The organism is Micromonospora sp. DSM 45708, assembly GCF_039566955.1.
In the GTDB taxonomy this organism is placed as follows: Bacteria; Actinomycetota; Actinomycetes; order Mycobacteriales; family Micromonosporaceae; genus Micromonospora.
On record NZ_CP154796.1, the window covers coordinates 2,420,997 to 2,444,256 of the forward strand.

The window sequence follows — 23,260 nt, forward strand, 5'->3', positions numbered from 1 at the left end:
CCGGGGCGGAAACTTGATTGATTCCAAAACACTGGACTAGTGTTCCTCGGGTGACGCCCGACTTCGAGACCCAGTTGCGGGCGGTCTCGTTGCGCGTGACCCGGCCCCGCCTGGCGGTGCTCGCCGCGCTGCGGGACCACCCGCACGTCGACACCGACACCGTGATCGCGCTGGTCCGGGCGGGTCAGCCGACCGTCTCCCACCAGGCGGTCTACGACGTGCTCCGCGCGCTCACCGACGCCGGCCTGGTCCGGCGCATCCAGCCGGCCGGCGCGGTCGCCCGCTACGAGTCGCGGGTGGGAGACAACCACCACCACGTCGTCTGCCGCTCCTGCGGCGCGATCGCCGACGTGGAGTGCGCCGTCGGTCACGCCCCCTGTCTCACCGCCTCGGACGACCACGGCTTCGTGGTCGACGAGGCGGAGGTCGTCTACTGGGGCACCTGCCCCGGCTGCGCGACCGACCGCACCGCCCAGTGATCCACGAGTTCGGCCAGTGATCCGCCAGTTCGGAAGGAAACAGATGAGCGAGACCCAGGACAACGGGCCCGTCAGCGCCCAGGGCGTGGACGCCAAGGAGGCGGCCGGCTGCCCGGTCGCGCACGACTCCGTGACCGCGCACGGCAGCGAGAGCGAGAACCCGGCGATCGACTCGCCGACCCCGAAGACCGGCGGTCGTCCGCGCACCAACCGGGACTGGTGGCCCAACCAGCTCGACCTGTCGGTGCTGCACGCCCACTCGGCGAAGGGCAACCCGCTGGGGGCGGACTTCAGCTACGCCAAGGAGTTCGCCAAGCTCGACGTCGAGGCCCTCAAGCGGGACATCGTCCAGGTGCTCACCACCTCGCAGGAGTGGTGGCCGGCCGACTTCGGCCACTACGGCGGCCTGATGATCCGGATGAGCTGGCACGCGGCGGGCACCTACCGCATCGAGGACGGCCGCGGCGGCGCCGGCGACGGCGGCCAGCGGTTCGCCCCGCTGAACAGCTGGCCGGACAACGCCAACCTGGACAAGGCCCGCCGGCTGCTCTGGCCGGTCAAGCAGAAGTACGGCCAGAAGATCTCCTGGGCCGACCTGCTGGTGCTGGCCGGCAACGTGGCCCTGGAGTCGATGGGGTTCAAGACCTTCGGCTTCGGCTTCGGCCGCGAGGACGTCTGGGAGCCCGAGGAGATCTTCTGGGGTCCGGAGGACACCTGGCTCGGTGACGAGCGCTACGCCTCCGAGAAGGAGATGGCGGCCGGTGTCGGCGCGACCGAGATGGGCCTGATCTACGTCAACCCGGAGGGTCCCCGCGGCAACGCGGACCCGGCCGCGGCGGCGCACTTCATCCGCGAGACGTTCCGCCGGATGGCGATGAACGACGAGGAGACCGTCGCCCTCATCGCCGGTGGCCACACGTTCGGCAAGACCCACGGCGCCGGTCCCGCCGACGACCACGTGGGCCCGGAGCCCGAGGGCGCCCCGCTGGAGAACCAGGGCCTGGGCTGGCTGAGCACGTACGGCAGCGGCAAGGGCGGGGACACCATCACCAGCGGCCTCGAGGTGACCTGGACCGACCGGCCGACGGAGTGGAGCAACCGCTTCTTCGAGATCCTCTTCGGCTACGAGTGGGAGCTCACCACCAGCCCGGGCGGGGCGAAGCAGTGGGTCGCCAAGGACGCCGAGGCGATCATCCCGGACGCCCACGACCCGGCCAGGAAGCACAAGCCGACAATGCTGACGACGGACCTGTCGCTGCGCGTCGACCCGGCGTACGAGAAGATCTCGCGCCGCTTCCTGGAGCACCCGGACGAGTTCGCGCTGGCGTTCGCCAAGGCCTGGTACAAGCTGCTGCACCGCGACATGGGCCCGGTCAGCCGCTTCCTCGGCCCGTGGGTCCCGGAGGCCCAGCTCTGGCAGGACCCGGTGCCGGCCGCCGGCCACGAGCTGGTCGGTGACGCCGACGTCGCCGCGCTGAAGGCAAAGGTGCTCGACTCCGGCCTCACCACCGCGCAGCTCGTCTCCACCGCCTGGGCCTCGGCCGCGAGCTACCGCTCGACCGACAAGCGCGGTGGCGCCAACGGCGCGCGGATCCGGCTGGAGCCGCAGCGCAACTGGGAGGTCAACCAGCCCGAGCAGCTCGCGACCGTGCTGGCGACCCTGGAGGACATCCAGCGGGAGTTCAACGCCGCGGGCGGCGCCCAGATCTCGCTCGCGGACCTGATCGTGCTGGCCGGTTCGGCCGCGGTCGAGAAGGCGGCGCGGGACGCCGGCGTCGAGGTGACGGTGCCGTTCCACCCGGGTCGCACCGACGCCACCCAGGAGCAGACCGACGTCGAGTCGTTCCGGGTGATGGAGCCGCGCGCCGACGGGTTCCGCAACTACCTGCGGGCGGGCGAGAAGACCGAGCCGGAGGTGCTGCTCGTCGACCGGGCGTACATGCTCGGCCTGTCCGCGCCGGAGATGACCGTCCTCGTCGGCGGTCTGCGCGCCCTGGGCAACAACGTCGGCGGCACGGCGCACGGTGTGCTCACCGACCGCCCCGGCGTGCTCACCAACGACTTCTTCGCCAACCTGCTCTCCCCGGGCACCCGGTGGAAGGCGGCGGAGTCCGGCGAGCACGTGTACGAGATCCGGGACGTGGCGACCGACCAGGTGAAGTGGACCGCCACCGCGGTCGACCTCGTCTTCGGCTCGAACTCGCAGCTGCGCGCGATCGCCGAGGTCTACGCCAGCGAGGACGCCCGCGAGAAGTTCGTGGCCGACTTCGTGGCCGCCTGGACCAAGGTGATGGAGCTGGACCGGTTCGACCTGGCCTGATCCACCGCGCACCGACGAGCCCCGGCCGATCCGTCACGGATCGACCGGGGCTCGTCGGGTGTAAGGAACTGTCCACACAGGGCACGAGGTGGTTGCCCGATGGCATAATCGCTCGGGTGTCGGTCGAGAGCGTCTTTGCCAATGCCAGTATGCAAGCGGCGAAATATCTCGGTGCCACCGTCCTGAAGCCGCTGCGTCTCAAACGAGCCGCCGAGAAATTCGAGCACCCGGTCGCCCAGAAGACGATAGCGGAGTTTCTGGAACGCCTGACTCCCGCGACGGCGAATCAGCTATATGAGTTCATCGGGTCCACGCACTTCGAATTCCTGGCGCACCAGGTCCTCTCGTGGCAGGCGACGGGCTGGGATGATGGCCGGCGCGTCGAACTGCTGCATGACATCCGCAGCCGCCTGGGCGTCATCGACATGGATCGCGCAGACGTGTGGGTCGGTGCCGAGATCTTCCTTCAAGCGCTGAACGTGGTCGTTGCGGAGGCGGCCGGCCGAATAGGCGCGGGCGACCAGCCGAAGGCGGCCGGCCCGGTCGTCCACCTGGCCTGCCAGTACCTGCGGGACAACGACTTCGCGGCGTACCTGCGCCAACTCTCGACGGTCTACCAATACAGCCAGCGGCTTCGGGCTCAGGTCGCCGCGCTGCGTTCCAAACTACGTCTGGTCCATCTCGCGAGTGGACCGGAGGCTGACTACACCGGCCTCCACGTCGAACCCACCTTCGGCTCGGTCGGCGATTCCCGCCGGGCGGTCGACGGCCATGAGCTGCTGTCGACCTTCAGCCGACTGGTCGTGTTGGGTGATCCCGGTGCCGGTAAGTCGACCTTCGCCGCGAAACTGGCCTTCGACCTCGCCACCGATCGCGTCCCCGGCTTCGCCGGCACGGTCCCGTTCCTGCTGGTCGTGCGCGATCACGCGCACATGCTCGACGGCGGGCGCATGCTCACCGACTTCCTGGATTCGACGTCCCGCAGCCCATACAGCATGACACCACCCGAGCACGGCTTGGAGTTTCTACTCAGCTCCGGTGACGCGTTCGTCATCGTCGACGGGGTGGACGAACTCCGCACGGCCGAGGCCCGGCGTCGCTTCGGTGAACTGGTCGAGGGATTCGCCCACCGCTATCCGGCGACCCGGATGGTCGTCACGTCGCGTATCATCGGCTACGGTGACGCGCCACTGAATCCGCTTCTTTTTCACCGGGCCCGCGTGCAGCCGTTCACCGTGGCACAGTGCGGGGAGTACGCCTCGCGATGGTTCGCGCTCGACGGCGAGTCGACGCCGGTCCAGCAGAAGCGTATGGCGCGTGGCTTCATCGCCGAGACGGACTCGGTGGACGACCTACGCCGCAATCCGCTCCTGCTGTCGCTGCTCTGCTCGCTCTACGCCTCGAAGCACTACATCCCACGGCACCGTACGGAAATCTACGAACAGTGCGCCGAGTTGCTGTTCGAGCGCTGGGACAAGCGCCGCGAGATCTCGGTGCCCCTGAAATACGTGGTGGACGTCCGGCCGGCGATCGCCGAACTCGCCTGGAAACTATTCCGTGATCCGTTGCGACGCCAAGCCCTGCGGAAGCGAGAGATCCTCCACTTCCTGACGCGGTACCTGCGCGAAGAGCGTTACGCGACCGATCACGAAGCGGCCGCCGCCGCCGAGGACTTCCTTGCGTTCTGCGCCGGCCGGGCGTGGGTACTCACCGAGATCGGGACGGCTCATCACGAGCAGTTGTACGGATTTACGCACAGCACATTCCTAGAATATTTCGCCGCCCTTCGACTCGTCCGTCAGACGGAGACGGTCGAGGCTACCTGGCAGGAGCTGCGCCCGCGCATCGGTGACGCGTCGTGGTCGGTGGTCAGCGAACTGGCGGTGCAGATACTGGATCGCAACAACAACGGCGGCGCCAACCGGTTCGTGAGTCACCTGGTGAGCGACAAGGCCGAGGAGACGGAAAGCACCCGGCTGAGCTTCGCGGCCCGGCTTACCAGTCATCTGACCCTGAACAACCTATCGCTCCAGGGCCTGTGCACGCGTGCGGTCGACCGCTCGTGCGCGGTACCGGCGGGGGTCCGACGCGGCTTTCTGGATCCGGTGCCCCGCGCCGCCGTCCGCGCCGTCGACGGACCATTGTCGGATCTTCTGACGGTTTCGCTGCCCGAGAACGCCAGTCGCGTCGCGACATACGTCATCGATGCCCTGCTCGAACGTTCGGCGGCCACCAACGTCGACTGGTCCGAGAACACTCCCGATTTCCTTCTCGCATTCCTCAGAACCTTCTCCCGCCAGGGCAACGAAACCGCTGAGCACATCACGTCGCGTATGGGGGACGTGCTGCTACCACCCGGGGCACGTCGCTGGGAGGCGTTGTTCGACCCCGGACCGGAGGAACTGCGGGAGCACGGCCTCCAGATCCTCTACGAGGAAACCCTCGTCGGTCAGGTCGGACTGGCGTCGAATGCGCAAGTTCTATTGGCACTGGCGCTCACCGTCGACCAGGGCGACGCGTTCCGGGACTACCTCGGGTGGAGGCTGCCCGAGCTCTACGAGCTCATGCTCTCCCAGCCGTGGCCCTGGCTGACGTCCTCGGCGTCACACATGCTGGGTTACTCGGCGGTACGCGACGAGATCGCGCTACTCGCCCCACGCGTGTCGACCACGCGGTTCATGCGCATGCCGCGACGCGAACGGTCTGCGGTCGTTCTCCTGCTGTTGCCCTACACGCAGCTGTTCCGGGCCAGCGTGATCGATTCGTCGAGCAGCATCGTCAACCTGCTGAGCTTCGCCCGTCATCATCCCGGCCGAATCGATCTCGCGATCCGGATGATCGACCAGTGGGACCTGGAACCCCACGCCTACGACCTCCTGAGTCGTTATCTTGGCGGGGAGGCGTCCCCGATCGGTTGAGCGTGACGGCCGGTTCCCGCCTCGCCGCCGTGCTTTCCCGACCCCAGAACGGCGTGCCGCGGCGACAACCCGGGCGGTCGGCCGACGGTCAGGCGAGGTCGGCGTCATGCACCAGCAGGGCGAGCTGCACCCGGTTGTTCAGGTCGAGCTTGGCCAGCAGCCGCGACACGTGTCCCTTCACGGTCGGCACGCTCATGCCCAGCCCGGCGGCGATCTCCGCGTTCGACCGACCCTCGCCGATGAGCACCACCACGTCCCGTTCCCGGTCGGTGAGGGCGGCCAGCCGGTCCCGCGCACGGGTCCGACGGATCCCCGCGGCCGGGTCCGCGATGTGGTCGACAAGTCGACGGACCGCGGCGGGGGAGAGGATCGCCGCACCCTGGGCGACGGTGCGGACCGCGGCGAGGATCTCCCGGGGCGGGGTGTCCTTGAGCAGGAACCCGCACGCGCCACCGCGCAGCGCGTCGAGCACGTACTCGTCGGCGTTGAACGTGGTCAGGACGACGATCTCCGGTGCGCCCGGGCGGGACCGGATGCGGCGGGTGGCGGTGAGCCCGTCGACGCGGGGCATCCGGACGTCCATGAGGATCACGTCCGGCCAGTGGGCGTGCGCCATCGACACGGCTTGCGCGCCGTCGGCCGCTACCGGTGGTGGACAGTGGTGATGGTGACCACGTCGTCGGTCGCCTCGATGGTGCCGGTCCACTCGCCGTCGTCCTTGTCGAACGTGATGGTGGTGGTCCCGTCGACGGTGCGGTCGCCGGTGACGTCGAAGAAACCCCGGGGCAGGTGGTCGCGGTAGAACGCGAGCACCCGCTCCGGGGCGGGCTCGACCAGGGTGAGCCGCGCCCCGGCGGTGGTGTCGGAGAGGTCGCGCAGCCGGCTGCCCGGCGGAAAGCGGAAGTTGAACGGCAGGTTCGTCACGCCCAGGTCCCGGCCGGTCAGCGCAACCTCGGTGTCGTCCGGCCGGGGCGGCGCGGTCGTCCCGGCCGGTTGCGCGCGGGCGAAGGTGACGGTGGTGTCCCGGGAGCTGGTGATGACCGCGACGGTCCAGCCGCGTCCGGCGAGGTGCAGCGTCCCGGCGGTGTCGGTGCCCACCGGGTACCCGGCCGCCGGGCCGGCCTGACGGTAGTGGATGAGCACCTGCTCCGGCGGGGGAGCGGTCAGGATCACCGTCGCCGAGGCCGGGTCGCCGAACACGGTGTCGACCTTGCTGCCGTCGGGAAAGCCGAGTCCGGGTGCCACCGCGGGGACGATCCGTCCGTCCACTGTCGTGCCGCCGTCCCGGCTCGGGCCGGTCGACGGGCTCGCCGGAGCGGAGGTGCCGGGCGAGCCGGTGCTCGTCGGGCCGCTCACCGCCTCGTCCGCGCCGCCGCAGCCGGTGGCCGCGGCCAGTAGCGCGAGCCCCGCCAGCGCGGGCAGCAGCCGCCGGGCCGGTCCGCGGGCGGGCGTGGTCTGGGCGTGTGCCATGACGGGTCCCTTCGGGGTGCGGGAGGCGGTGTGGCTGCCCCCGATCATGCCGGCTCCGATCAACCGTCGTGCCGGGGTCTCACACCGTTGGAATTCTTGCCATCCGGTCACGGGCGCGTCCGGGGAGCGTTTGACCTGCTCCTGGGCGGTTCGGGGCGGTCGATGTTGCGGACCGGTTTCGAAAAGTTTGCCGCAAGGCCTTGCAAAGACTTTCATGAATCCCGCATGGTGTTCGCTACCTGGATGGCCGTCCACCCCACGCGCACCCTTTCGAGCACCGGAAGAGGTACCCCTGCCATGGAATCCGCCAGGCCACACCCGCGTGGCCGCGCCGTCCGCCTGTTGCTCGCCGCCGCGCTCGTCGCGACCGGCGGCACGGCGGTCGTCGTCGCCGCCACCACCGCCGCCACGCCCGCCCGTGCCGCCACCGTCCTCAACGACAGCGAGGTGACCGCCAACCTCTGGGAATGGAACTGGCCCTCGGTCGCCGCCGCCTGCACCGACCACCTCGGCCCCGCCGGGTACGGCGCGGTGCAGGTGGCCCCGCCGCAGGAGTCGGTCAGCCTGCCGAACAGCCCCGACGGCGCGCACCCCTGGTACGAGGTGTACCAGCCGGTGTCGTACAAGCTGGACAGCCGGTTCGGCAACCGGCAGCAGTTCGCCGCCATGGTCACCGCCTGCCACGCCGCCGGCGTCCGGGTCTACGTGGACGCGGTGGTCAACCACATGGCCGGCACCAACAACCCGGCCGGCACGCGCGGGTACGCCGGCACCGAGTTCACCGGCTACAGCTACCCGGCGGTGCCCTACGGCGGCGGGGACTTCCACCGGCCGGGGGACAACTGCCCGACCTCCGGCGGCATCAGCGACTGGAACAACGAGGCCCAGGTGACGAGCTGTGAGCTGCTGTCCCTGTCGGACCTCTACACCGAGAAGGAGACGGTCCGCAACAAGATCGCCGGGTACCTGAACGACCTGATCGGCCTCGGCGTCGACGGCTTCCGGGTGGACGCGGTCAAGCACGTCAAGAAGGACGACTTCGCCGCGATCCTCGGCAAGCTGAACAACACCGTGGCGGAGGGCCGGCGCCCGTACGTCGCGCAGGAGATCTTCGACGGCGCCAGCAACCCGGCGTTGCAGGCCCGCGCGTTCACCGGCAACGGCGACGTGCTCGACTTCGGGTACGCCAAGGGCATCCGCTCGGCGTTCCTCGGTTCCATCTCCTCGCTGGCCAACGTGCCGAACTGGAACCTCGACGCGCCCAGCGCCAACGTCTTCGCCATGGTCACCAACCACGACCTGGAACGCGACGGGGTGGTGCTGTCGTACCAGAACGGCAGTGACTACGTGCTCGCCTCCTACTTCGCGTTGGCGTACCCGCACGGCAAGCCGTCGGTCTACGACAGCTTCACCTGGTCCAACCGGAACCAGTCTCCGCCGAGCGACGGCACCGGGCGCGTCACCGACACGGTCTGCGGCGCGGCCTGGAACTGCCTGACCCGCAGCGCCGGCATCAAGGGCATGGTCGGCTGGGCCAACGCGGCCCGCCCGGTCAGGACGGTCTCGGACTTCACCACCGTGAACAACAACGTGATCGGCTTCCACCGGGGCGACCGGGCGTGGATCGGCATCAACGACTCCGGCACCGCCACCACCGCCACCTTCACCACCGGGCTGGCCGACGGCGGGTACTGCGACGTCATCGCGGGCAGCGCCACCGCCGCCGGCTGCACCGGCGGCACGGTCACCGTCTCCGGCGGCCGGGCCACCGTGACGGTCCCGGCCAACGGCGCGGTCGCGCTCCACGTCGGCGCGCGGCCCGGGACGAGCCCGTCGCCGACCGCGTCCCCGACGGCCAGCCCGACCACCAGCCCCACCGACCGGGTCGCCACCACGTTCACCGTGAACGCGACCCCGACCGCCGGCCAGGACGTGTACGTGGTCGGCAGCGTCCCCGAGCTGGGGGCGTGGACGCCGGCGAACGGCGTCCGCCTCACCGCGCAGGGCGGCGGCGTCTACCGCGCTACCGTCGACCTGCCCCGGTCGACCAGCGTGGAGTACAAGTTCGTCAAGGTGACCACGGCCGGCGCGGCCACCTGGGAGTCCGGCGCGAACCGGACCCTCACCACGCCGGCCACCGGCACGTACGCGGTGACCGAGACGTTCCGCGGCGACACCGTCTCGACGGCGGTGGCCACCTCGTTCGCGGTCACCGCGACCACTGTCTACGGCCAGAACGTCTTCGTGGTCGGCAACGTCGCGGCGCTGGGCGGGTGGAACCCGGCCGGCGCGGTCGCGCTCTCCCCGGCCACCTACCCGGTCTGGCGGGCCACCGTCGACCTGCCGCCGAACACCGCGGTCGAGTACAAGTACGTCAAGAAGAACCCGGACGGGTCGGTGACCTGGGAGTCCGGCGCGAACCGGAGCTTCACCACGCCGGCCGGCGGGACCCGTACCGCCACCGACACCTGGCGCTGACCGCGCGGCGCGGCCCGCCCCCGCATCTCGGGGACGGGCCGCGCCCACCGGTCAGGCCGGCGAGAGGCAGCGCGGTCGCCGCCCGCGTCCGGCGACCGCCACCAGCGTCACGACCAGGCACGTCACGGCGGCGGCGACGAGCGGCGGCCGGCCGCCGAGGTGCACGGCCGCCGCGCCGAGCGGGATGGCCGGCGTGATCGGCCCGAACATCAGCGTGTTCGCCGTGCCGGACGCCCGTCCGAGCAGCGCCGGTGGCGTGTGTGTCTGGATCGCGGTGACGGCGGCGACCAGCGTCCACGGCAGGCCGACGCCGATCACCGCCGAGGTGGCGACGGTGGCCGGCCACCAGGGCAGGCACCGACCCAGGCAGCCGGCGGCGAACAGCGCGGTGCCGGCGACGCCGACCGCGACCGCGCCCCACCTGTCGACGAGCCGCCCCACGGCCAGGCCGGCGAGCACCGAACCGCCGCCCTGCGCGCCGGCCAGCACGCCGAGGAACGTCGACGGCAGCGCCAGCTCCGCGGTCACCACCGTATAGAGCGCCGCGGTGGTGAAGCCGGACATCGCGATCGACACGGCGGCGAGCGTCACGGGTACGCGCACCGCCCGCCGGCCGAGGAGGGCGGCGAGCCCTGCCCGCAGGCCGTGCGGGTGTCCCGCCGCCGGGCCGGGCGGCGACGCCGGCGGGTCGGCCGTGGTCGGGGCGGCGCCGGTGGCGGGCAACCGCAGCGCGGCGTAGAGGAGCGCGGCGAGCACCGGCGCGGTGGCGCTGAGCACGGCCACCGGGTGCCCGCCCCGCCACGCGTAGAGCCCCGCGCCGGCCAGCGGCGCCACCAGTTTCATGCCCTCCTGGGCGCTGGACCGCCAGCCGTTGACGTCGGCGAGCCGCGCCGGGGACAGCGCCACCGGCAGCAGTGCCGTCTCGCCGGCGTCGATCAGCACGTAGGCGACCCCGTAGGCGGACGCGACGACGAAGATCAGCCAGGTCTGGCCCGGCCCGCGTACCGCGAGCAGGCAGAGCAGGGCCGCGGCCAGCGCCAGGTTGACGCCGATGACCAACGGTCGCCGGGGTACCCGGTCCAGCAGCCCGCCGAGCCACGGTCCGGCCAGCACCGGCACGTACACGCAGAGCCCGGCGAGCGCGGCCCGCCCGGTGGAGCCGGTGAGGTCCAGCACCCAGATGCCGGCGACCAGGGCCATGGCGCCGCCGCCGAGCCCGGACAGCAGCGAGATGGCCACGAATAGCGCGGCGTTGCGGCGCATGAGTCGTCCTCCAGAGTTGAGCGGGGATGACTCACATCCTCAGTTCTTGAGCGGGACGCGGGCAATGCTGTCCGGCGACGTCAATCCTTTGTTGACAGTGCGGCGGCGATGCGGTCCGCCGCGCTCCGGGCCGGTGCCGGCAGTCGCGGCCCGACGCCGGTCAGGTCCGCCACGAGGTACGCGGCCAGCGCGTACAGCGGCCCGGGGGCGGCGTCCAGGGCGGACGCGGCCGTGTCGCGCACCAGCGCCGCGCGCCGGAACCGGCCGTCCCACGCCCGGTCCGTCGCGATCCAGCGGTGCAGGTCGGAGACGGCGGCCCGCAGCGCCACCACCTCGGTCGACCAGGCCCGGTCGAGCCGCCCCAGCCGGGACCGGCGGGCCGCCAGGAGCCGTTGCCGGCGTTGCTCGGCGGCCTGCCGGCTGCTCAGCCCCAGCGCGCCGGCGATCTCGGCCCAGGTCGCGCCGTCGTGCCGGGCCCGGTCGATCAGCTCCAGCTCCTGCTCGTCCAGCCGGGCCCGCGCGGGCCCGATCTCAGCCAACCGCGCCACGTCCGGAGTCACCTGTCAACACTACATTGACGCGCCCCGGCGGCCTGGTCGGCGCGGTGGTGCGGCACCACCAGCAGAAGCGGTCGACCAGCATGGGCAGCGGTCGCTGCCAGCCCGTCAACCGGGGTGCCGGTACGGCACCGGGCGGGTGGGGCGACGCCATGTCGGGGCCGCGTGTCCGGCGGCGGTGTCTCCTGATGCCCCCGGGACGGCATTGATGATTGTGACGACTTGACGTCCGTCGTGTTATCGCTCACAGTCGATGTGTGCCGCTCCGGTATCACGGCGCATCATCGGCCGTCGGGAGTGCCACCCGGCCTGGGCGCGCGCCCCCTCTCGACCGGGCGGCATGGTGTTAGCGCTAACAAAGCGAGCTGCCGGTCGATCCCCGCACCGCGTGCCGGCCCGAACGAAGGAGGAGCATGGTGCGAATCGATAGACTCCCGGCCCGGGCGGGACGCGGCGGCCGGTGGTCGCGCGTCGTGGCCGCGGCGCTGGCGGTGCTGCTCGGCGCCGGCATCGTCGCGGTGACGCCGTCGGGCGCGTCGGCGGCATCCGTCGACACCAACGCGTGGTACGTGCTGGTCAACCGCAACAGTGGCAAGGCGCTCGACGTGTACAACCAGGCGACGAACGACGGGGCCCGGGTGACCCAGTGGTCCCGTAACGACGGCGCCTGGCAGCAGTGGCAGTTCGTCGACTCCGGCGGCGGCTACTACCGGCTGCGGTCGCGTCACTCGGGCAAGGTGCTCGACGTCTCCGGCGCCTCGACCGCCGACGGCGCCGGCATCATCCAGTGGTCGGACGCCAACGCCACCAACCAGCAGTTCCGGCTGGCCGACTCCGCCGGCGGCTACGTGCGGCTGATCGCCAGGCACTCGAGCAAGGCCGTGGAGGTGCAGAACGCCTCGACCGCGGACGGCGCGAACGTGGTCCAGTACGCCGACTGGGGCGGCAACAACCAGCAGTGGCAGTTGGTCCAGCTCGGCGACGGCGGCACCCCCGGCGGGTCGACGTACACCAACCCGGTGGTCTGGCAGGACTTCGCCGACGTCGACATCATCCGGGTCGGCGACACGTACTACATGTCCTCGTCGACCATGCACTACTCGCCGGGCGCGCCCGTGCTGCGCTCCTACGACCTGGTCAACTGGGAGATCGCCGGGCACTCGGTGCCCCGCCTGGACTTCGGGACCAAGTACGACCTCAACGGCGCCCGTGCGTACGTCAACGGCATCTGGGCCTCGACGTTGAACTACCGCAGCAGCAACGGCACGTTCTACTGGATCGGGTGCATCGACTTCAACAAGTCGTACGTGTACACCTCGACCTCGGTCAGCGGCACCTGGCAGAAGCGCTCCGAGATCAACAACTGCTACTACGACGCCGGGCTGCTCATCGACGACAACGACACGATGTACGTCGCCTACGGCAACACCACCCTGAGCGTCGCGCAACTGTCCGCCGACGGCCTGAGCCAGGTGCGCACCCAGCAGGTCTACACCACGCCCTCGTCCATCGGCACGCTGGAGGGCTCCCGCTTCTACAAGCGCAACGGCTACTACTACATCTTCGTCACCCGACCCGCCAACGGTCAGTACATCCTCCGCTCCACCAGCCCGTGGGGGCCGTACGAGACGCGCCAGGTGCTGCTCAACATGCCCGGCCCGATCGCCGGCGGCGGCGTGCCCCACCAGGGTGGCCTGGTGCAGACCCAGAACGGCCAGTGGTACTACATGGCGTTCGTGGACGCGTACCCCGGTGGTCGGGTGCCCGCCCTCGCCCCGATCACCTGGACCAGCGACGGCTGGCCCCAGATCCAGACCGTCAACGGCGGCTGGGGCAGCTCCTACCCGTCGCCACTGCCGACCCGCCCGGTGCAACCGATGACCGGCGCGGACACCTTCACCGGCACCACGCTCAGCCACCAGTGGGAGTGGAACCACAACCCGGACAACACCCGGTGGTCGGTCGGCGACGGGCTGCGGCTCCAGACGGCGACCGTCACCAATGACCTCTACAGCGCGCGCAACACGGTGACCCGGCGGATCCAGGGACCGACCTCGACGGCGACCGTCGAGCTGGACTACTCGACGATGCGCGACGGCGACCGCACCGGTCTGGCCATGCTCCGTGACTCGTCGGCCTGGATCGGTGTACGCCGGGACAACGGCGCGACCCGGGTCGTGATGACCAACAACCTGACCATGGACAGCGGTTGGCGCACCACGAACACCGGCACGGAGATCGCCGGCGCGCCGGTCAGCGGTGGTCGGATCTGGCTGCGGGCCAAGGCCGACATCAGACCCGGCAGTGGACGGCAGGCGTCCTTCTCCTACAGCACCGACGGGACGAACTTCGTCCCGCTGGGCAACGCGTTGACGTTGAACAACGCCTGGCAGTTCTTCATGGGCTACCGCTTCGGGATCTTCAACTACGCGACCCAGGCGCTCGGCGGCGCGGCCACCGTCCGCCGGTTCGACCTGACCACCCCGCGACCTGCCCCGACCACCACCGGACCACGCCTGCGGCGGGCGTACCACCGCCGCGGAGAGGATGACCGATGAGACACCTCACCTCGGCCCGCCGCCGAGCCACCGCCGTCCTGGCGGCCGGACTGCTGCTGGCCGGCGCCATGGTCGGCCTGCGCCCGTCCACTGCCTCGGCGCTGGACAACGGCGCGGCCCGTACGCCACCGATGGGTTGGAACAGTTGGAACACGTTCGGCTGCAACATCAACGAGACGTTGATCCGGCAGATGGCGGACGCGATGGTCAGTTCCGGGATGCGGGACGCCGGCTATCAGTACGTCGTGGTGGACGACTGTTGGATGAACCAGAACCGGGACTCGGCGGGCAATCTTCAGGGTGATCCGAGTCGTTTCCCGTCCGGGATGAAGGCGCTCGGCGACTACATCCATGCCCGGGGGTTGAAGTTCGGCATCTACCAGGGCCCGCTGACCGAGACGTGCGCGCAGTACTTCAACAGTTATCCCGGCTCGACCGGGGCCCAGGGGCACGAGGCCCAGGACGCCCGTCAGTTCGCGGCCTGGGGGGTGGACTACCTCAAGTACGACTGGTGCTCGCCGAGCGGCACGATCGACGACCAGGTCCGGGTGTTCAACATCATGCGCGACGCCCTCGCCGCCACCGGCCGGCCGATCGTCTACAGCATCAACTCGAACAGCGTCCACTCCAAGACGGGTCCGCAGCGGGACTGGGGTGACGTGGCGAACATGTGGCGGACCACGGAGGACATCACCAACGCGTGGAACACCGGTCAGACCAACGGCTACCCGATGGGCATCCAGAACATCGTCGACGTGACGGTGCCGTTGGCGGGGCGGGCGAAGCCGGGCGCGTTCAACGACATGGACATGTTGGAGGTCGGTCGCGGTGGGATGACCGACACGGAGATGCGCAGTCACTTCGCGCTGTGGGCGGTGATGGCGTCGCCGCTGATCGCCGGCAACGACCTGCGCAACATGACCGCGGCCACGCAGACGATCCTGAAGAACGCGAACCTCATCGGCATCAGCCAGGACCCGCTCGCCCTCCAGGCGAGTCAGGTCTCCTTCGACGGCACCCGGCGGGTGCTCGCCAAGCGACTGGCCAACGGCGACGTCGCGGTCGCGTTGTTCAACCAGGGCAGCGCCAGCACGACGATCTCGACGACCGCCGCCGCCATCGGCAAGACCGGCACGTCGTTCACCCTGCTGGACGCGTGGACCAACGCGACCAGCACCACCTCCGGCGCCATCTCGGCCACTGTCCCGGGGCACGGCACGGTCGTCTACCGGGTCAGCGGCGGCGGCACCGGCACCCCGCCCCCGACCACCGGCGGGGCGCTCGTCAGCGCCGCGTCCGGCCGCTGCCTGGACGTGCCGCAGAGCAACACCGCCAACGGCACCCAGCCGGTGATCTGGGACTGCAACGGCGCCGCCAACCAGCGGTGGACGTTCAGCGGGGACGCGATCCAGGCGCTGGGCAAGTGTCTGGAGGCACCGGCCAACGCCGGCGCGGGCACGAAGGCGCAGATCTGGGACTGCACCGGCGGCGCCGGCCAGCGGTGGACCCGCAACACCGACGGCACCATCCGGAACCAGCAGTCCGGCCTCTGCCTGGACGTCAACGGCGCCGCCACCGCCAACGGCACCACCGTCATCCTGTGGACCTGCACCGCCGCCGCGAACCAGCGCTGGACGGTGCGCTAGTCACCCCGACGCCCCGGCCGGGTCCCGCCCGACCCGGCCGGGGCGCCGCCGTGGACACGCCCCGCACCCGGTCGGGGTGTCAGCGGGCGAGTCAGCCCCCGTCGACCGCGAGCACCGTGCCGTGGACGTACGCGGCAGCCTCGGAGGCCAGGTCCACCAGCACGGTGCCGTCCACGCCGGTCGAGGTGAGCGCGGCGGTCAGGTCGGCCGGGGTGAAGGGGCGGCGGATCGCCGCCAGCGCCGGGTCGTCGAGCCAGTGGTATCCGCGGTCGGGCTGCCCGAGGTGGTGATGCGCGTCGATGATCACCGGAGGGCGGCTTCCGCCGTCGACGTCGCCCACCCGGGGCCGTCGGGGAACCGGTAGTCGGCCAGCGAGGGCGCGAGGATCTCCGCGCTCATGCCGGGGGCGCGGGGCGCGAGGTAGCGACCGTTGCTGATCCGTACCGGATCCGCGAAGTGCTCGTGCAGGTGGTCGACGTACTCGATGGCCCGGTCGGTGGTGCTGCCGGTGAGGGCGACGAAGTCGAACATGGCGAGGTGTTGTACCAGCTCGCACAGCCCCACCCCGCCGGCGTGCGGGCAGACCGGGACGCCGAACTTGGCCGCGAGCAGCAGGATGGCCAGGTTCTCGTTGACCCCGGCCACCCGGCACGCGTCGATCTGGACCACGTCCACGGCGTCGGCCTGCAACAGTTGCTTGAACATGACGGCGTTGTGGCCGTGCTCGCCGGTGGCCACCTTCGTGGGGGTGACCGCCGAGCGTACGGCGGCGTGCCCGAGGATGTCGTCGGGTGAGGTCGGCTCCTCGATCCAGTACGGGTCGAACGGGGCCAGTTCGCGCATCCAGCGGATCGCCTCGGGCACCCCCCACACCTGGTTGGCGTCGACCGCGATGCGCACGTCCGGGCCGACGGCCCGGCGGGCGATGCCCAACCGGCGTACGTCGTCGGCGAGGTCCCCGCCCACCTTGAGCTTGATCAGCCGGAACCCGGCCTCGACCGCCTCCGCGCAGAGCCGGGCCAGCTTGTCGTCGTCGTAACCGAGCCAGCCCGGCGTCGTGGTGTACGCGGGGAAGCCCTCGGCCAGCAGGCGGCGCTCCCGGTCCGCCCGCCCGTCGACCGCGGCCCGCAACAGCGCCAGCGCCTCGTCCTCGGTGAGGGCGTCGCGCAGGTAGCGGAAGTCGACCTGCGCCACGAGCTGCTCCGGGGTGAGGTCGGCGAGCAGTTTCCACAACGGCTTGCCGGCCCGCCGGGCGGCGAGGTCCCAGACCGCGTTCACCAGGCCGCCGGCGGCCATGTGCACGACGCCCTTCTCCGGGCCCAGCCAGCGGATCTGGCTGTCGCCGACCAGCCGGCGCGCGAGCGCCCCCGGGTCGGCAACCAGCGCGTCGACCGGCTGGCCCTCCACCATCGGGGCCAGCGACCGCAGCGCCCGGACCTGGATCTCGGTGCCCCGTCCCACGGTGAACACGAGGCCGTGTCCCTCGGCGCCGGCCGAGGTGCGCAGGATGACGTAGGCGGCGGAGTAGTCCGGGAACGGGTTCATCGCGTCGGACCCGTCGCGGTGGCGCGACGTCGGGAACCGTACGTCGATGGTCTCCACGGATGTGATGTGCTCGGACAACGGTTCTCCTGGTCGATCGAAGTGGGCCGGCTCGTCGGCGACGCCGGGGTGGCCGTGGCGTCAGGTCTGTGCCCTGCCCCCGGTGATCCGGGAGACCGTCAGGGCGACCAGGATGACGGCGCCGTTGAGGAAGTTGGTCCACTGGGCGGGCACGCCGGCGAGCGTGAGCACGTTGATGATCATGAAGAGGAGCAGCACGCCGGTGAAGGCGCCGAACACGCTGCCCTTGCCGCCGTTGAGGCTGACCCCGCCGATGACCGCCGCCGCGAACACCTGGAAGATGGCGCCGTTGCCCTGCGCCGCCGGCACCGCGGCGAGCCGCCCGCTGATCAGCAACCCGGCGAGCGCGGCGAGCGTGCTCGCCACCACGAGGGCGGCCCACAACACCCGGTCGGTGCGGATGCCGGCCGCGCGGGCCGCGTCGACGTTGCCGCCGATGGCGTACAACGCCCGGCCGGTGCGGGTGTGACCGAGCACGACGATCCCGACGGCGAACAACAGCAGCGACACCCAGATGGACGCCGGCGCGCCGAACCAGGTGGCCGAGCCGAGGTAGGTCATCGAGTCCGGCAACGCGAAGAACGTCTGACCACCGGAGATCCCGGTGAGCAGTCCGCGCAGGACGATCAGCATGCCCAGCGTCACGATGAAGCCGTTGAGGCCGAAGCGGACGATCAGCAGCCCGTTGACGGCGCCGACCAGGGCGCCGACGAGCAGGACCACCGGCACCGCCAGGCCGTCGGGCAGCACGTCGAGCCCGAGACCGCGGGTCAGCGCCGGGTCGACGACCAGCCAGGCCGCGATGCCGGGGGCCAGACCGAAGGTGGACTCCAGCGACAGGTCCATCTTGCCGGTGATCAGCACGATGGTCTGCGCCAGGACCAGGATGGCGATCTCCGACATGCTCTGGAGCACGTTGAGGAGGTTGTCGGCGCTGAGGAAGACCGGATTCACCAGCGAACCGACGACGGCGACCGCGATGATCGCCGGCACCAGGGCCAGGCCCCGCAGGCGGGTGACGACCAGACTCCGGGCGGAGGGCGACGGCGGGGCCGGCGGGGACGCCCCGGCCGGCGGCGACGTCGTGGTGGACAGCGTCTCAGACATGGTGGAGATCCACCCCTTCCATGGCGGCTACCAGCTCGTTGTCGTGCCAGCCGTGGGCCAACTCGCGGACGACCCGCCCGGAGAACATGACCAGGACGCGATCACAGATCCGCAGGTCGTCGAGTTCGTCGGAGACGATCAGCACGGTGGCGCCCCGGCGGCGCACCTCTTCCACCACACCCAGCAGGGTCTGCTTGGACCGGACGTCGACGCCGGCCGTCGGAGTGATGAGCACCAACAGTTTCGGGTCGTTGGCCAACGCCCGGCCCATCACCACCTTCTGCTGGTTGCCCCCGGACAGGTCGGCGACGGGCACGTGCGGTCCGGCCGCCTTGATGGCCAGATCGGTGATGGCGGTGCGGGCCACGGCGTCCCGACGCCCCGGCGAGATGAGCCCCCGCCGCGCGATGCGCCCCGGCACGGTCATCGTGACGTTCTCCGCGATGGACAACAGCGGCACCAGGCCCTCGCGGTGCCGGTCCTGCGGCACCAGACCGACACCGGCGTCGAGCGCGTCGGGCACGTCGCCCGACCGCAGCACGCGCCCCTCGAGTGCGACCGTCCCACCGGCGCGGCGGGTCAGGCCGACGATCGCCTCGGCCACCTCGACCTTGCCACTGCCGCCGCCGCCCGCGATGCCGACCACCTCGCCGGCCCGGGCCCGCAGGGACAGCTCGGCGCCGGACGGGGTGACCAGGTCGCGCACGGACAGCAGTACGGGGGAGTCGGCCGGCGGCGGCGGATGGTCGGCCTCGGGCATGGTCACGTCCTCCCCGGTCATGGCCGCCACCAGCGCCGGACGGCTCAGCTCGGCCACCGGTGCGGTGACGACGTGCCGGGCGTCGCGGAAGACGGTCACCTGGTCGCAGATCTCGTAGATCTCCTGGAGGTGGTGACTGATGAACAGGAAGGTCACCCCGTGGGCGCGCAGGTCCCGGATGCGGGTGAACAGGCGGTTGATCCCGGCGCCGTCGAGCTGCGCGGTCGGCTCGTCGAGGATGATGAACCGGGCGCCGAACGACAACGCCCGGGCGATCTCCACGAACTGCCGCTGCTCGACCGACAGGGCCGAGGCGGGCTGCCGCACATCCACCTCGACCGACCAGGTCGCCAGCAGTTCCTGCGCCGCCCGACGTAGTCGCGACCAGCGGATCAGCCCGCCGGGACCGCGGTCGTGCCGGTTGAGGAACAGGTTCTCCGCCACCGTGAGCGTGGGAATGATCGTGGACTTCTGGTAGACGCAGGCGACCCGCTGCCGCCAGGCGTCCCGGTCACCGAGCGGCGGTGCGGGACGGCCGTCGAAGGCCACCGCCCCGTCGTCCGGCGCCTGGAGGCCGGTGAGGATGTCGACCAACGTCGACTTGCCGGCGCCGTTGCGGCCCACCAGGGCGTGCGTCTCGCCGGGCCGGACCACGATGCCGGCGTCGGAGAGGGCGGTCGTCGACCCGAAGCGCTTGGTGATGCGTACGGCCTCCACGACCGGCCGGAGGTCGCCGGCCGGCGCGTCGGTCGAGGCTCGGGGGCGGACGCTCATGCGTTGTTGCCCCACAGGGACCTGTCGTCGAACTTCAGGGTGGGCTCGCCCGCGACCGGCGCGCCGTCCCTCGTCACCAGCGGCGCGGGGAGCTGGTCCTCCAGCAGCCCCTTCCGGACCTGGATGATCGTGCTGTCGTGGTCGGTCGGACCGGGCTGGAACGTCTTGCCGTCGATCGCGGCCTTCACGTACTCCAGGCCGTACCTGGCGTACAGGTCGGCGGGCTGGCTGACGGTCGCGTCGATCAGATCCCGGCCGATGTCGGACAGCTCCTCCGGGATGCCGTCGTTGGAGACCACGAAGACGTGCTTCGGGTCGCCCGCCGGGACCTGGAGGCCGCGCTGCTTGAGGATCTGGAGCGTGCCGGAGAGCGCGAACGAGGACTGCATGTAGATGCCCTTGAGGTCCGGGTCCGACGCGAACCGGGTCTGGAGCTTGGAGGCCGCCACGTCGGCCTTCCAGTCGGTCGCCTCGCCGAACACCGTGATGCCCGGGTAGTCGGCGCGCATGCACTCGTGGAACGCCTCGGTCCGGTCCCGGCCGTTGATCGAGTCGAGGCCGCCCTGCAACATCACCACCTTGCCCCTGCCGCCGAGCTTGGTGCCGAGGAACTTGCACGCCTTGGTGCCGTAGGCGCGGTTGTCGGCGCGGATCACCATCGCCACCTCACCGGTGTCCGGGCGGGTGTCGATGGTGACCACCGGGATCTTCCTGGCGGCCAGTTGCTGGAGGGTCGGCGCGATCGCGGCGGTGTCCTGCGGGGCCATCACCACACCCTTGACCCCCTGACTCATGAAGGTCTGGGCGTTCGAGATCAGGCTCGCGATGTCGTTCTGCGAGTTGGTGGTCTTCAGCTCGACGCCCAGCTCGTCGGCGAACGTCGGCACGTACGTGATGTACGAGTTCCAGAAGTCGGTGTCGGATCGTGGGTAGTCCACCCCGACGAGCGGGGCGGCCCCGCCCGCGCCGGTGTGCTTGCCCACACCGTCGCCGCAGCCGGCGGCGAGCGTGGCCGAGGCGACGAGCGTCAGCGCCACGCTCAGCCCCAGCAGAGCCCTACGGGTCATCGTGGTCCTCCATGTCGGGACGTCGTCCGACGCGTGCCGCCGGCACCGCCAGGGGTGCGTGACGCGCACGCGCCGGACGTGGCGTCGGGGATTCAGACGGTGGTGAGGGTCCAGAGCAGGTTCGTGCTGCCGTCCCAGCTCCACTGCTTGACCGGGGAGCCGGAGGCGACCTGGCCGCCGCCGTCGAGCACCAGGCCGGTGGCCCGGTTGGCGATCCGGTACCGCCCGTTGCCCTGGTCGGTGAGCTGCCACTGCTGACTGGTGCCGCCGTTCCAGGACGCCTGCTGGGCGGCGGCGCCGTTGGTGGTCTGGCCGAAGCCGTCGACGACCATGCCGTTGGTCCGGTTGACGATCCGGTGGTACCCGGTGCCCAGGTCGACGAGCTGCCACTGGAGGTTCGTGCTGCCGTCCCAGCTCCACTGCTTCAGCGGGGAGCCGGAGGCGACGTTGCCGCCGCTGTCGAGCACCAGACCGTTCGTCACGTTGGTGATCCGCTGCCAGGTGGTCGAGCCGCCGCTGAGGGCCGGGATCGGGCCGCTGAACGTCAGCTTGACCACGTACGCGGGCGCGTTGAACGGCGCGCCGGCCGACGGCATCGTGATCCGCAGGCCGGTGGTGTCCTGGGTACGGTTCGGCAGGTTGACGTAGCTGCCGGCGTTGGTGTCGAGCAGTTGCACGCCGGTCAGGGTGCCGAGGTTGATCCGGCCCGACGCCAGCGTGGTGATGGTGGCCGTGCTGCCCGGCCAGCCGAGGAACGTGGCGTACAACACCCGGTTGTCCTTGCTGCGGGTGAACCGGATGTCCCGGGCGGTGCCGGCGCGCGGGGTGCTGAAGGAGCCGCCGCCCATCTGGGTGGGGCCCTCGCCGTACGTCGTCCAGGCCCGGGTGGCGTAGACGGATTCGCCGAAGCGGCGCAGGTAGTCGCCGATGCCGAGCAGGATGGTGCGTTGCCCGTCGGGGATGGTGCCGTCGGCCATCGGCGCGATGTTGAGCACCATGTTGCCGTTCTTGCTGACCCGGTCGAGCAGCGAGTGCAGCATCTGGTTCAGCGAGTAGTAGCCGATGCCCACCGTGTAGCACCAGCTGGAGCTGCTGATGCTGTCGTCGGTGAGCCAGTAGGGCTGGCGCAGCGCGGCGGGACCGCCGCGCTCGTAGTCGAAGACGGTGCCGCCGAGGTCCAGGCCGTCCTTGTAGGTGGCGACGACCTCCTTGTTCCACGCGACGGCCCGGTTGTAGTAGTAGGCCAGGAAGCGCAGCCGCTGGGCCTCGCTGATCCGGCTGAGGTTGAAGTCCTGCCAGATGATGTCCGGCTGGGCCTGGTCGATGACCTCGCGGAGCTTGTCGTACCAGAGCTGCTCCTCCGCGGCGGTGCCCAACTGCCCGTAGAGCTTGCGCAGGCTGGCGTCGGACTGCTGCGGCGCCCACTGGTAGAAGCCGGTGAAGTTGTACGCGTGGTGCATGGCGACCATGACCTTGAGGCCGCGGCCCCGGATCGCCTCGGTGTGCAGGCGGAGCAGGTCCAGTCGTGGCCCGCGGGCCACCGAGTTCCATTCGTTGACCTGGCTGTTCCACATGGAGAAACCGTCGTGGTGCTCGGCCACCGGCCCGGCGAACTTCGCGCCGGCGTCGGCGAACAACTGGGCCCACTCGCCGGGGTCGAAGTTGCCGCCGGCCGAACGCAGTCGGGGCGCGAACTGCACGAACCGGCCCGACCGGTCGTTCGCGCCGTTGATGAAGTTGTGGTACGGCCAGGCCGACGGGTCACCGTAGACGGACTTGTGGTGGTTGTTCTCGTTCGAGCCGTTGTTGTACATGTTGCGCGGGTACCACTCGTTGGCGTACGCCGGCACGCTGAACGCGCCCCAGTGGAAGTAGATGCCGAACTTGGCGTCCTGGAACCACTCCGGCGCGGCCGGGTGCTGGCCGACCGACGCCCACGTCTCGGCGTAGCTGGAGGGGCCGGGGATGGCGGCGGCGGCGGACCCGGGGCGGAGGACGCCGCCGACGGCGACCGCGGCTCCGCCGGCGCCGAGTGCGGCCAGGAGCGAACGGCGGGTGAGGTGGGGACGGGACATGGTGATCCCTCCGAAAGCGGTGGTGGGGTGAGGGGGCTCACACTGATGAGACATCCGACGTTAGGCGTTACCGCTGCGGGACGTCAACGCCCATGTTCGCGGTAAGGGATCAAAACCGAGCGCCATACATCTTATGAATGTTGCGCTAACGCCACCACCTGCGTT

General features: G+C 70.7%; 16 protein-coding genes and 1 pseudogene. 7 read left to right on the forward strand and 10 right to left on the reverse strand.

Annotated elements, in window-relative coordinates; genetic code table 11:
* The first annotated feature begins 50 nt into the window (after positions 1-50).
* The 3 genes from VKK44_RS10695 (at position 51) to VKK44_RS10705 (ending at position 5,717) form a co-directional block, all read left to right on the forward strand.
* Positions 51-479 (forward strand): Fur family transcriptional regulator, encoded by a 429-nt coding sequence (locus VKK44_RS10695; RefSeq protein WP_343446749.1) that lies wholly within the window; start codon positions 51-53, stop codon positions 477-479.
* A gap of 43 nt (positions 480-522) precedes the next feature.
* Positions 523-2,799, forward strand: coding sequence for a catalase/peroxidase HPI (gene katG / locus VKK44_RS10700; RefSeq protein WP_343446750.1), 2,277 nt, complete (start codon positions 523-525; stop codon positions 2,797-2,799).
* Positions 2,800-2,915: 116 nt separating this feature from the next.
* Entirely contained in the window at positions 2,916-5,717 is a 2,802-nt protein-coding gene (locus tag VKK44_RS10705) for an NACHT domain-containing protein (protein ID WP_343446751.1), read from the forward strand.
* Positions 5,718-5,805: 88 nt separating this feature from the next.
* On the opposite strand, the gene VKK44_RS10710 is transcribed toward VKK44_RS10705, so the two are convergent.
* Positions 5,806-6,423, reverse strand: coding sequence for a response regulator (locus tag VKK44_RS10710; protein ID WP_458351631.1), 618 nt, complete (start codon positions 6,421-6,423; stop codon positions 5,806-5,808).
* Positions 6,360-7,187 (reverse strand): hypothetical protein, encoded by an 828-nt coding sequence (locus VKK44_RS10715; protein WP_343446752.1) that lies wholly within the window; start codon positions 7,185-7,187, stop codon positions 6,360-6,362. Before VKK44_RS10715 ends, VKK44_RS10710 begins: the two co-directional genes overlap by 64 nt.
* 666 nt (positions 7,188-7,853) lie before the next feature.
* On the opposite strand from VKK44_RS10715, the pseudogene VKK44_RS30980 reads away from it, so the two are divergent.
* Both VKK44_RS30980 and VKK44_RS30985 read left to right on the forward strand, forming a co-directional pair.
* Positions 7,854-8,162: pseudogene (locus VKK44_RS30980) on the forward strand (alpha-amylase); the annotation flags it as partial.
* 546 nt (positions 8,163-8,708) lie between these two features.
* A complete protein-coding gene (locus VKK44_RS30985) occupies positions 8,709-9,665 on the forward strand; it encodes a carbohydrate-binding module family 20 domain-containing protein (protein ID WP_458351660.1) in 957 nt (318 codons plus the stop codon).
* Between the two features lie 51 nt (positions 9,666-9,716).
* Here VKK44_RS30985 and VKK44_RS10725 read toward each other — a convergent pair whose 3' ends face one another.
* Positions 9,717-10,928, reverse strand: coding sequence for an MFS transporter (locus VKK44_RS10725; protein WP_343446754.1), 1,212 nt, complete (start codon positions 10,926-10,928; stop codon positions 9,717-9,719).
* 80 nt (positions 10,929-11,008) lie between these two features.
* The gene (locus tag VKK44_RS10730; RefSeq protein WP_343446755.1) at positions 11,009-11,488 is read right to left on the reverse strand and encodes a hypothetical protein; all 480 of its coding nucleotides are present in this window, start codon (positions 11,486-11,488) and stop codon (positions 11,009-11,011) included.
* 410 nt (positions 11,489-11,898) lie between these two features.
* Between VKK44_RS10730 and VKK44_RS10735 the strand changes: the two genes are divergently transcribed.
* Both VKK44_RS10735 and VKK44_RS10740 read left to right on the forward strand, forming a co-directional pair.
* Positions 11,899-14,043 carry a family 43 glycosylhydrolase gene (locus tag VKK44_RS10735; RefSeq protein WP_343446756.1) on the forward strand — a complete coding sequence of 715 codons (2,145 nt, stop codon included), beginning with the start codon at positions 11,899-11,901 and terminating at the stop codon, positions 14,041-14,043.
* Complete coding sequence (locus VKK44_RS10740) at positions 14,040-15,689, forward strand: glycoside hydrolase family 27 protein (RefSeq protein WP_458351632.1); 1,650 nt, start codon at positions 14,040-14,042, stop codon at positions 15,687-15,689. The genes VKK44_RS10735 and VKK44_RS10740 overlap by 4 nt, the downstream gene beginning before the upstream one ends.
* A gap of 91 nt (positions 15,690-15,780) precedes the next feature.
* On the opposite strand, the gene VKK44_RS10745 is transcribed toward VKK44_RS10740, so the two are convergent.
* The 6 genes from VKK44_RS10745 to VKK44_RS10770 form a co-directional block, all read right to left on the reverse strand.
* Complete coding sequence (locus VKK44_RS10745; RefSeq protein ID WP_343446757.1) at positions 15,781-15,996, reverse strand: hypothetical protein; 216 nt, start codon at positions 15,994-15,996, stop codon at positions 15,781-15,783.
* Positions 15,993-17,312, reverse strand: coding sequence for an enolase C-terminal domain-like protein (locus VKK44_RS10750; RefSeq protein WP_343446758.1), 1,320 nt, complete (start codon positions 17,310-17,312; stop codon positions 15,993-15,995). The genes VKK44_RS10745 and VKK44_RS10750 overlap by 4 nt, the downstream gene beginning before the upstream one ends.
* 60 nt (positions 17,313-17,372) lie before the next feature.
* A complete protein-coding gene (locus tag VKK44_RS10755) occupies positions 17,373-18,419 on the reverse strand; it encodes an ABC transporter permease (protein WP_343446759.1) in 1,047 nt (348 codons plus the stop codon).
* The gene (locus VKK44_RS10760; protein WP_343446760.1) at positions 18,412-19,953 is read right to left on the reverse strand and encodes a sugar ABC transporter ATP-binding protein; all 1,542 of its coding nucleotides are present in this window, start codon (positions 19,951-19,953) and stop codon (positions 18,412-18,414) included. The genes VKK44_RS10755 and VKK44_RS10760 overlap by 8 nt, the downstream gene beginning before the upstream one ends.
* Positions 19,950-21,020, reverse strand: a complete 1,071-nt coding sequence (locus VKK44_RS10765) for a sugar ABC transporter substrate-binding protein (RefSeq protein ID WP_343446761.1) — start codon at positions 21,018-21,020, stop codon at positions 19,950-19,952. The genes VKK44_RS10760 and VKK44_RS10765 overlap by 4 nt, the downstream gene beginning before the upstream one ends.
* Positions 21,021-21,112: 92 nt before the next feature.
* Positions 21,113-23,095 (reverse strand): alpha-L-fucosidase, encoded by a 1,983-nt coding sequence (locus tag VKK44_RS10770; RefSeq protein ID WP_343446762.1) that lies wholly within the window; start codon positions 23,093-23,095, stop codon positions 21,113-21,115.
* Positions 23,096-23,260 lie beyond the last annotated feature (165 nt).

Coding starts and splice junctions, on each gene's coding strand:
- katG (WP_343446750.1), top strand. CDS start 523: ATGAGCGAGACCCAGGACAACGGGCCCGTCAGCGCCCAGGGCGTGGAC.
- VKK44_RS10715 (WP_343446752.1), bottom strand. CDS start 7,187: ATGGCACACGCCCAGACCACGCCCGCCCGCGGACCGGCCCGGCGGCTG.
- VKK44_RS30985 (WP_458351660.1), top strand. CDS start 8,709: ATGGTCGGCTGGGCCAACGCGGCCCGCCCGGTCAGGACGGTCTCGGAC.
- VKK44_RS10725 (WP_343446754.1), bottom strand. CDS start 10,928: ATGCGCCGCAACGCCGCGCTATTCGTGGCCATCTCGCTGCTGTCCGGG.
- VKK44_RS10735 (WP_343446756.1), top strand. CDS start 11,899: ATGGTGCGAATCGATAGACTCCCGGCCCGGGCGGGACGCGGCGGCCGG.
- VKK44_RS10740 (WP_458351632.1), top strand. CDS start 14,040: ATGAGACACCTCACCTCGGCCCGCCGCCGAGCCACCGCCGTCCTGGCG.
- VKK44_RS10755 (WP_343446759.1), bottom strand. CDS start 18,419: ATGTCTGAGACGCTGTCCACCACGACGTCGCCGCCGGCCGGGGCGTCC.
- VKK44_RS10760 (WP_343446760.1), bottom strand. CDS start 19,953: ATGAGCGTCCGCCCCCGAGCCTCGACCGACGCGCCGGCCGGCGACCTC.
- VKK44_RS10765 (WP_343446761.1), bottom strand. CDS start 21,020: ATGACCCGTAGGGCTCTGCTGGGGCTGAGCGTGGCGCTGACGCTCGTC.
- VKK44_RS10770 (WP_343446762.1), bottom strand. CDS start 23,095: ATGTCCCGTCCCCACCTCACCCGCCGTTCGCTCCTGGCCGCACTCGGC.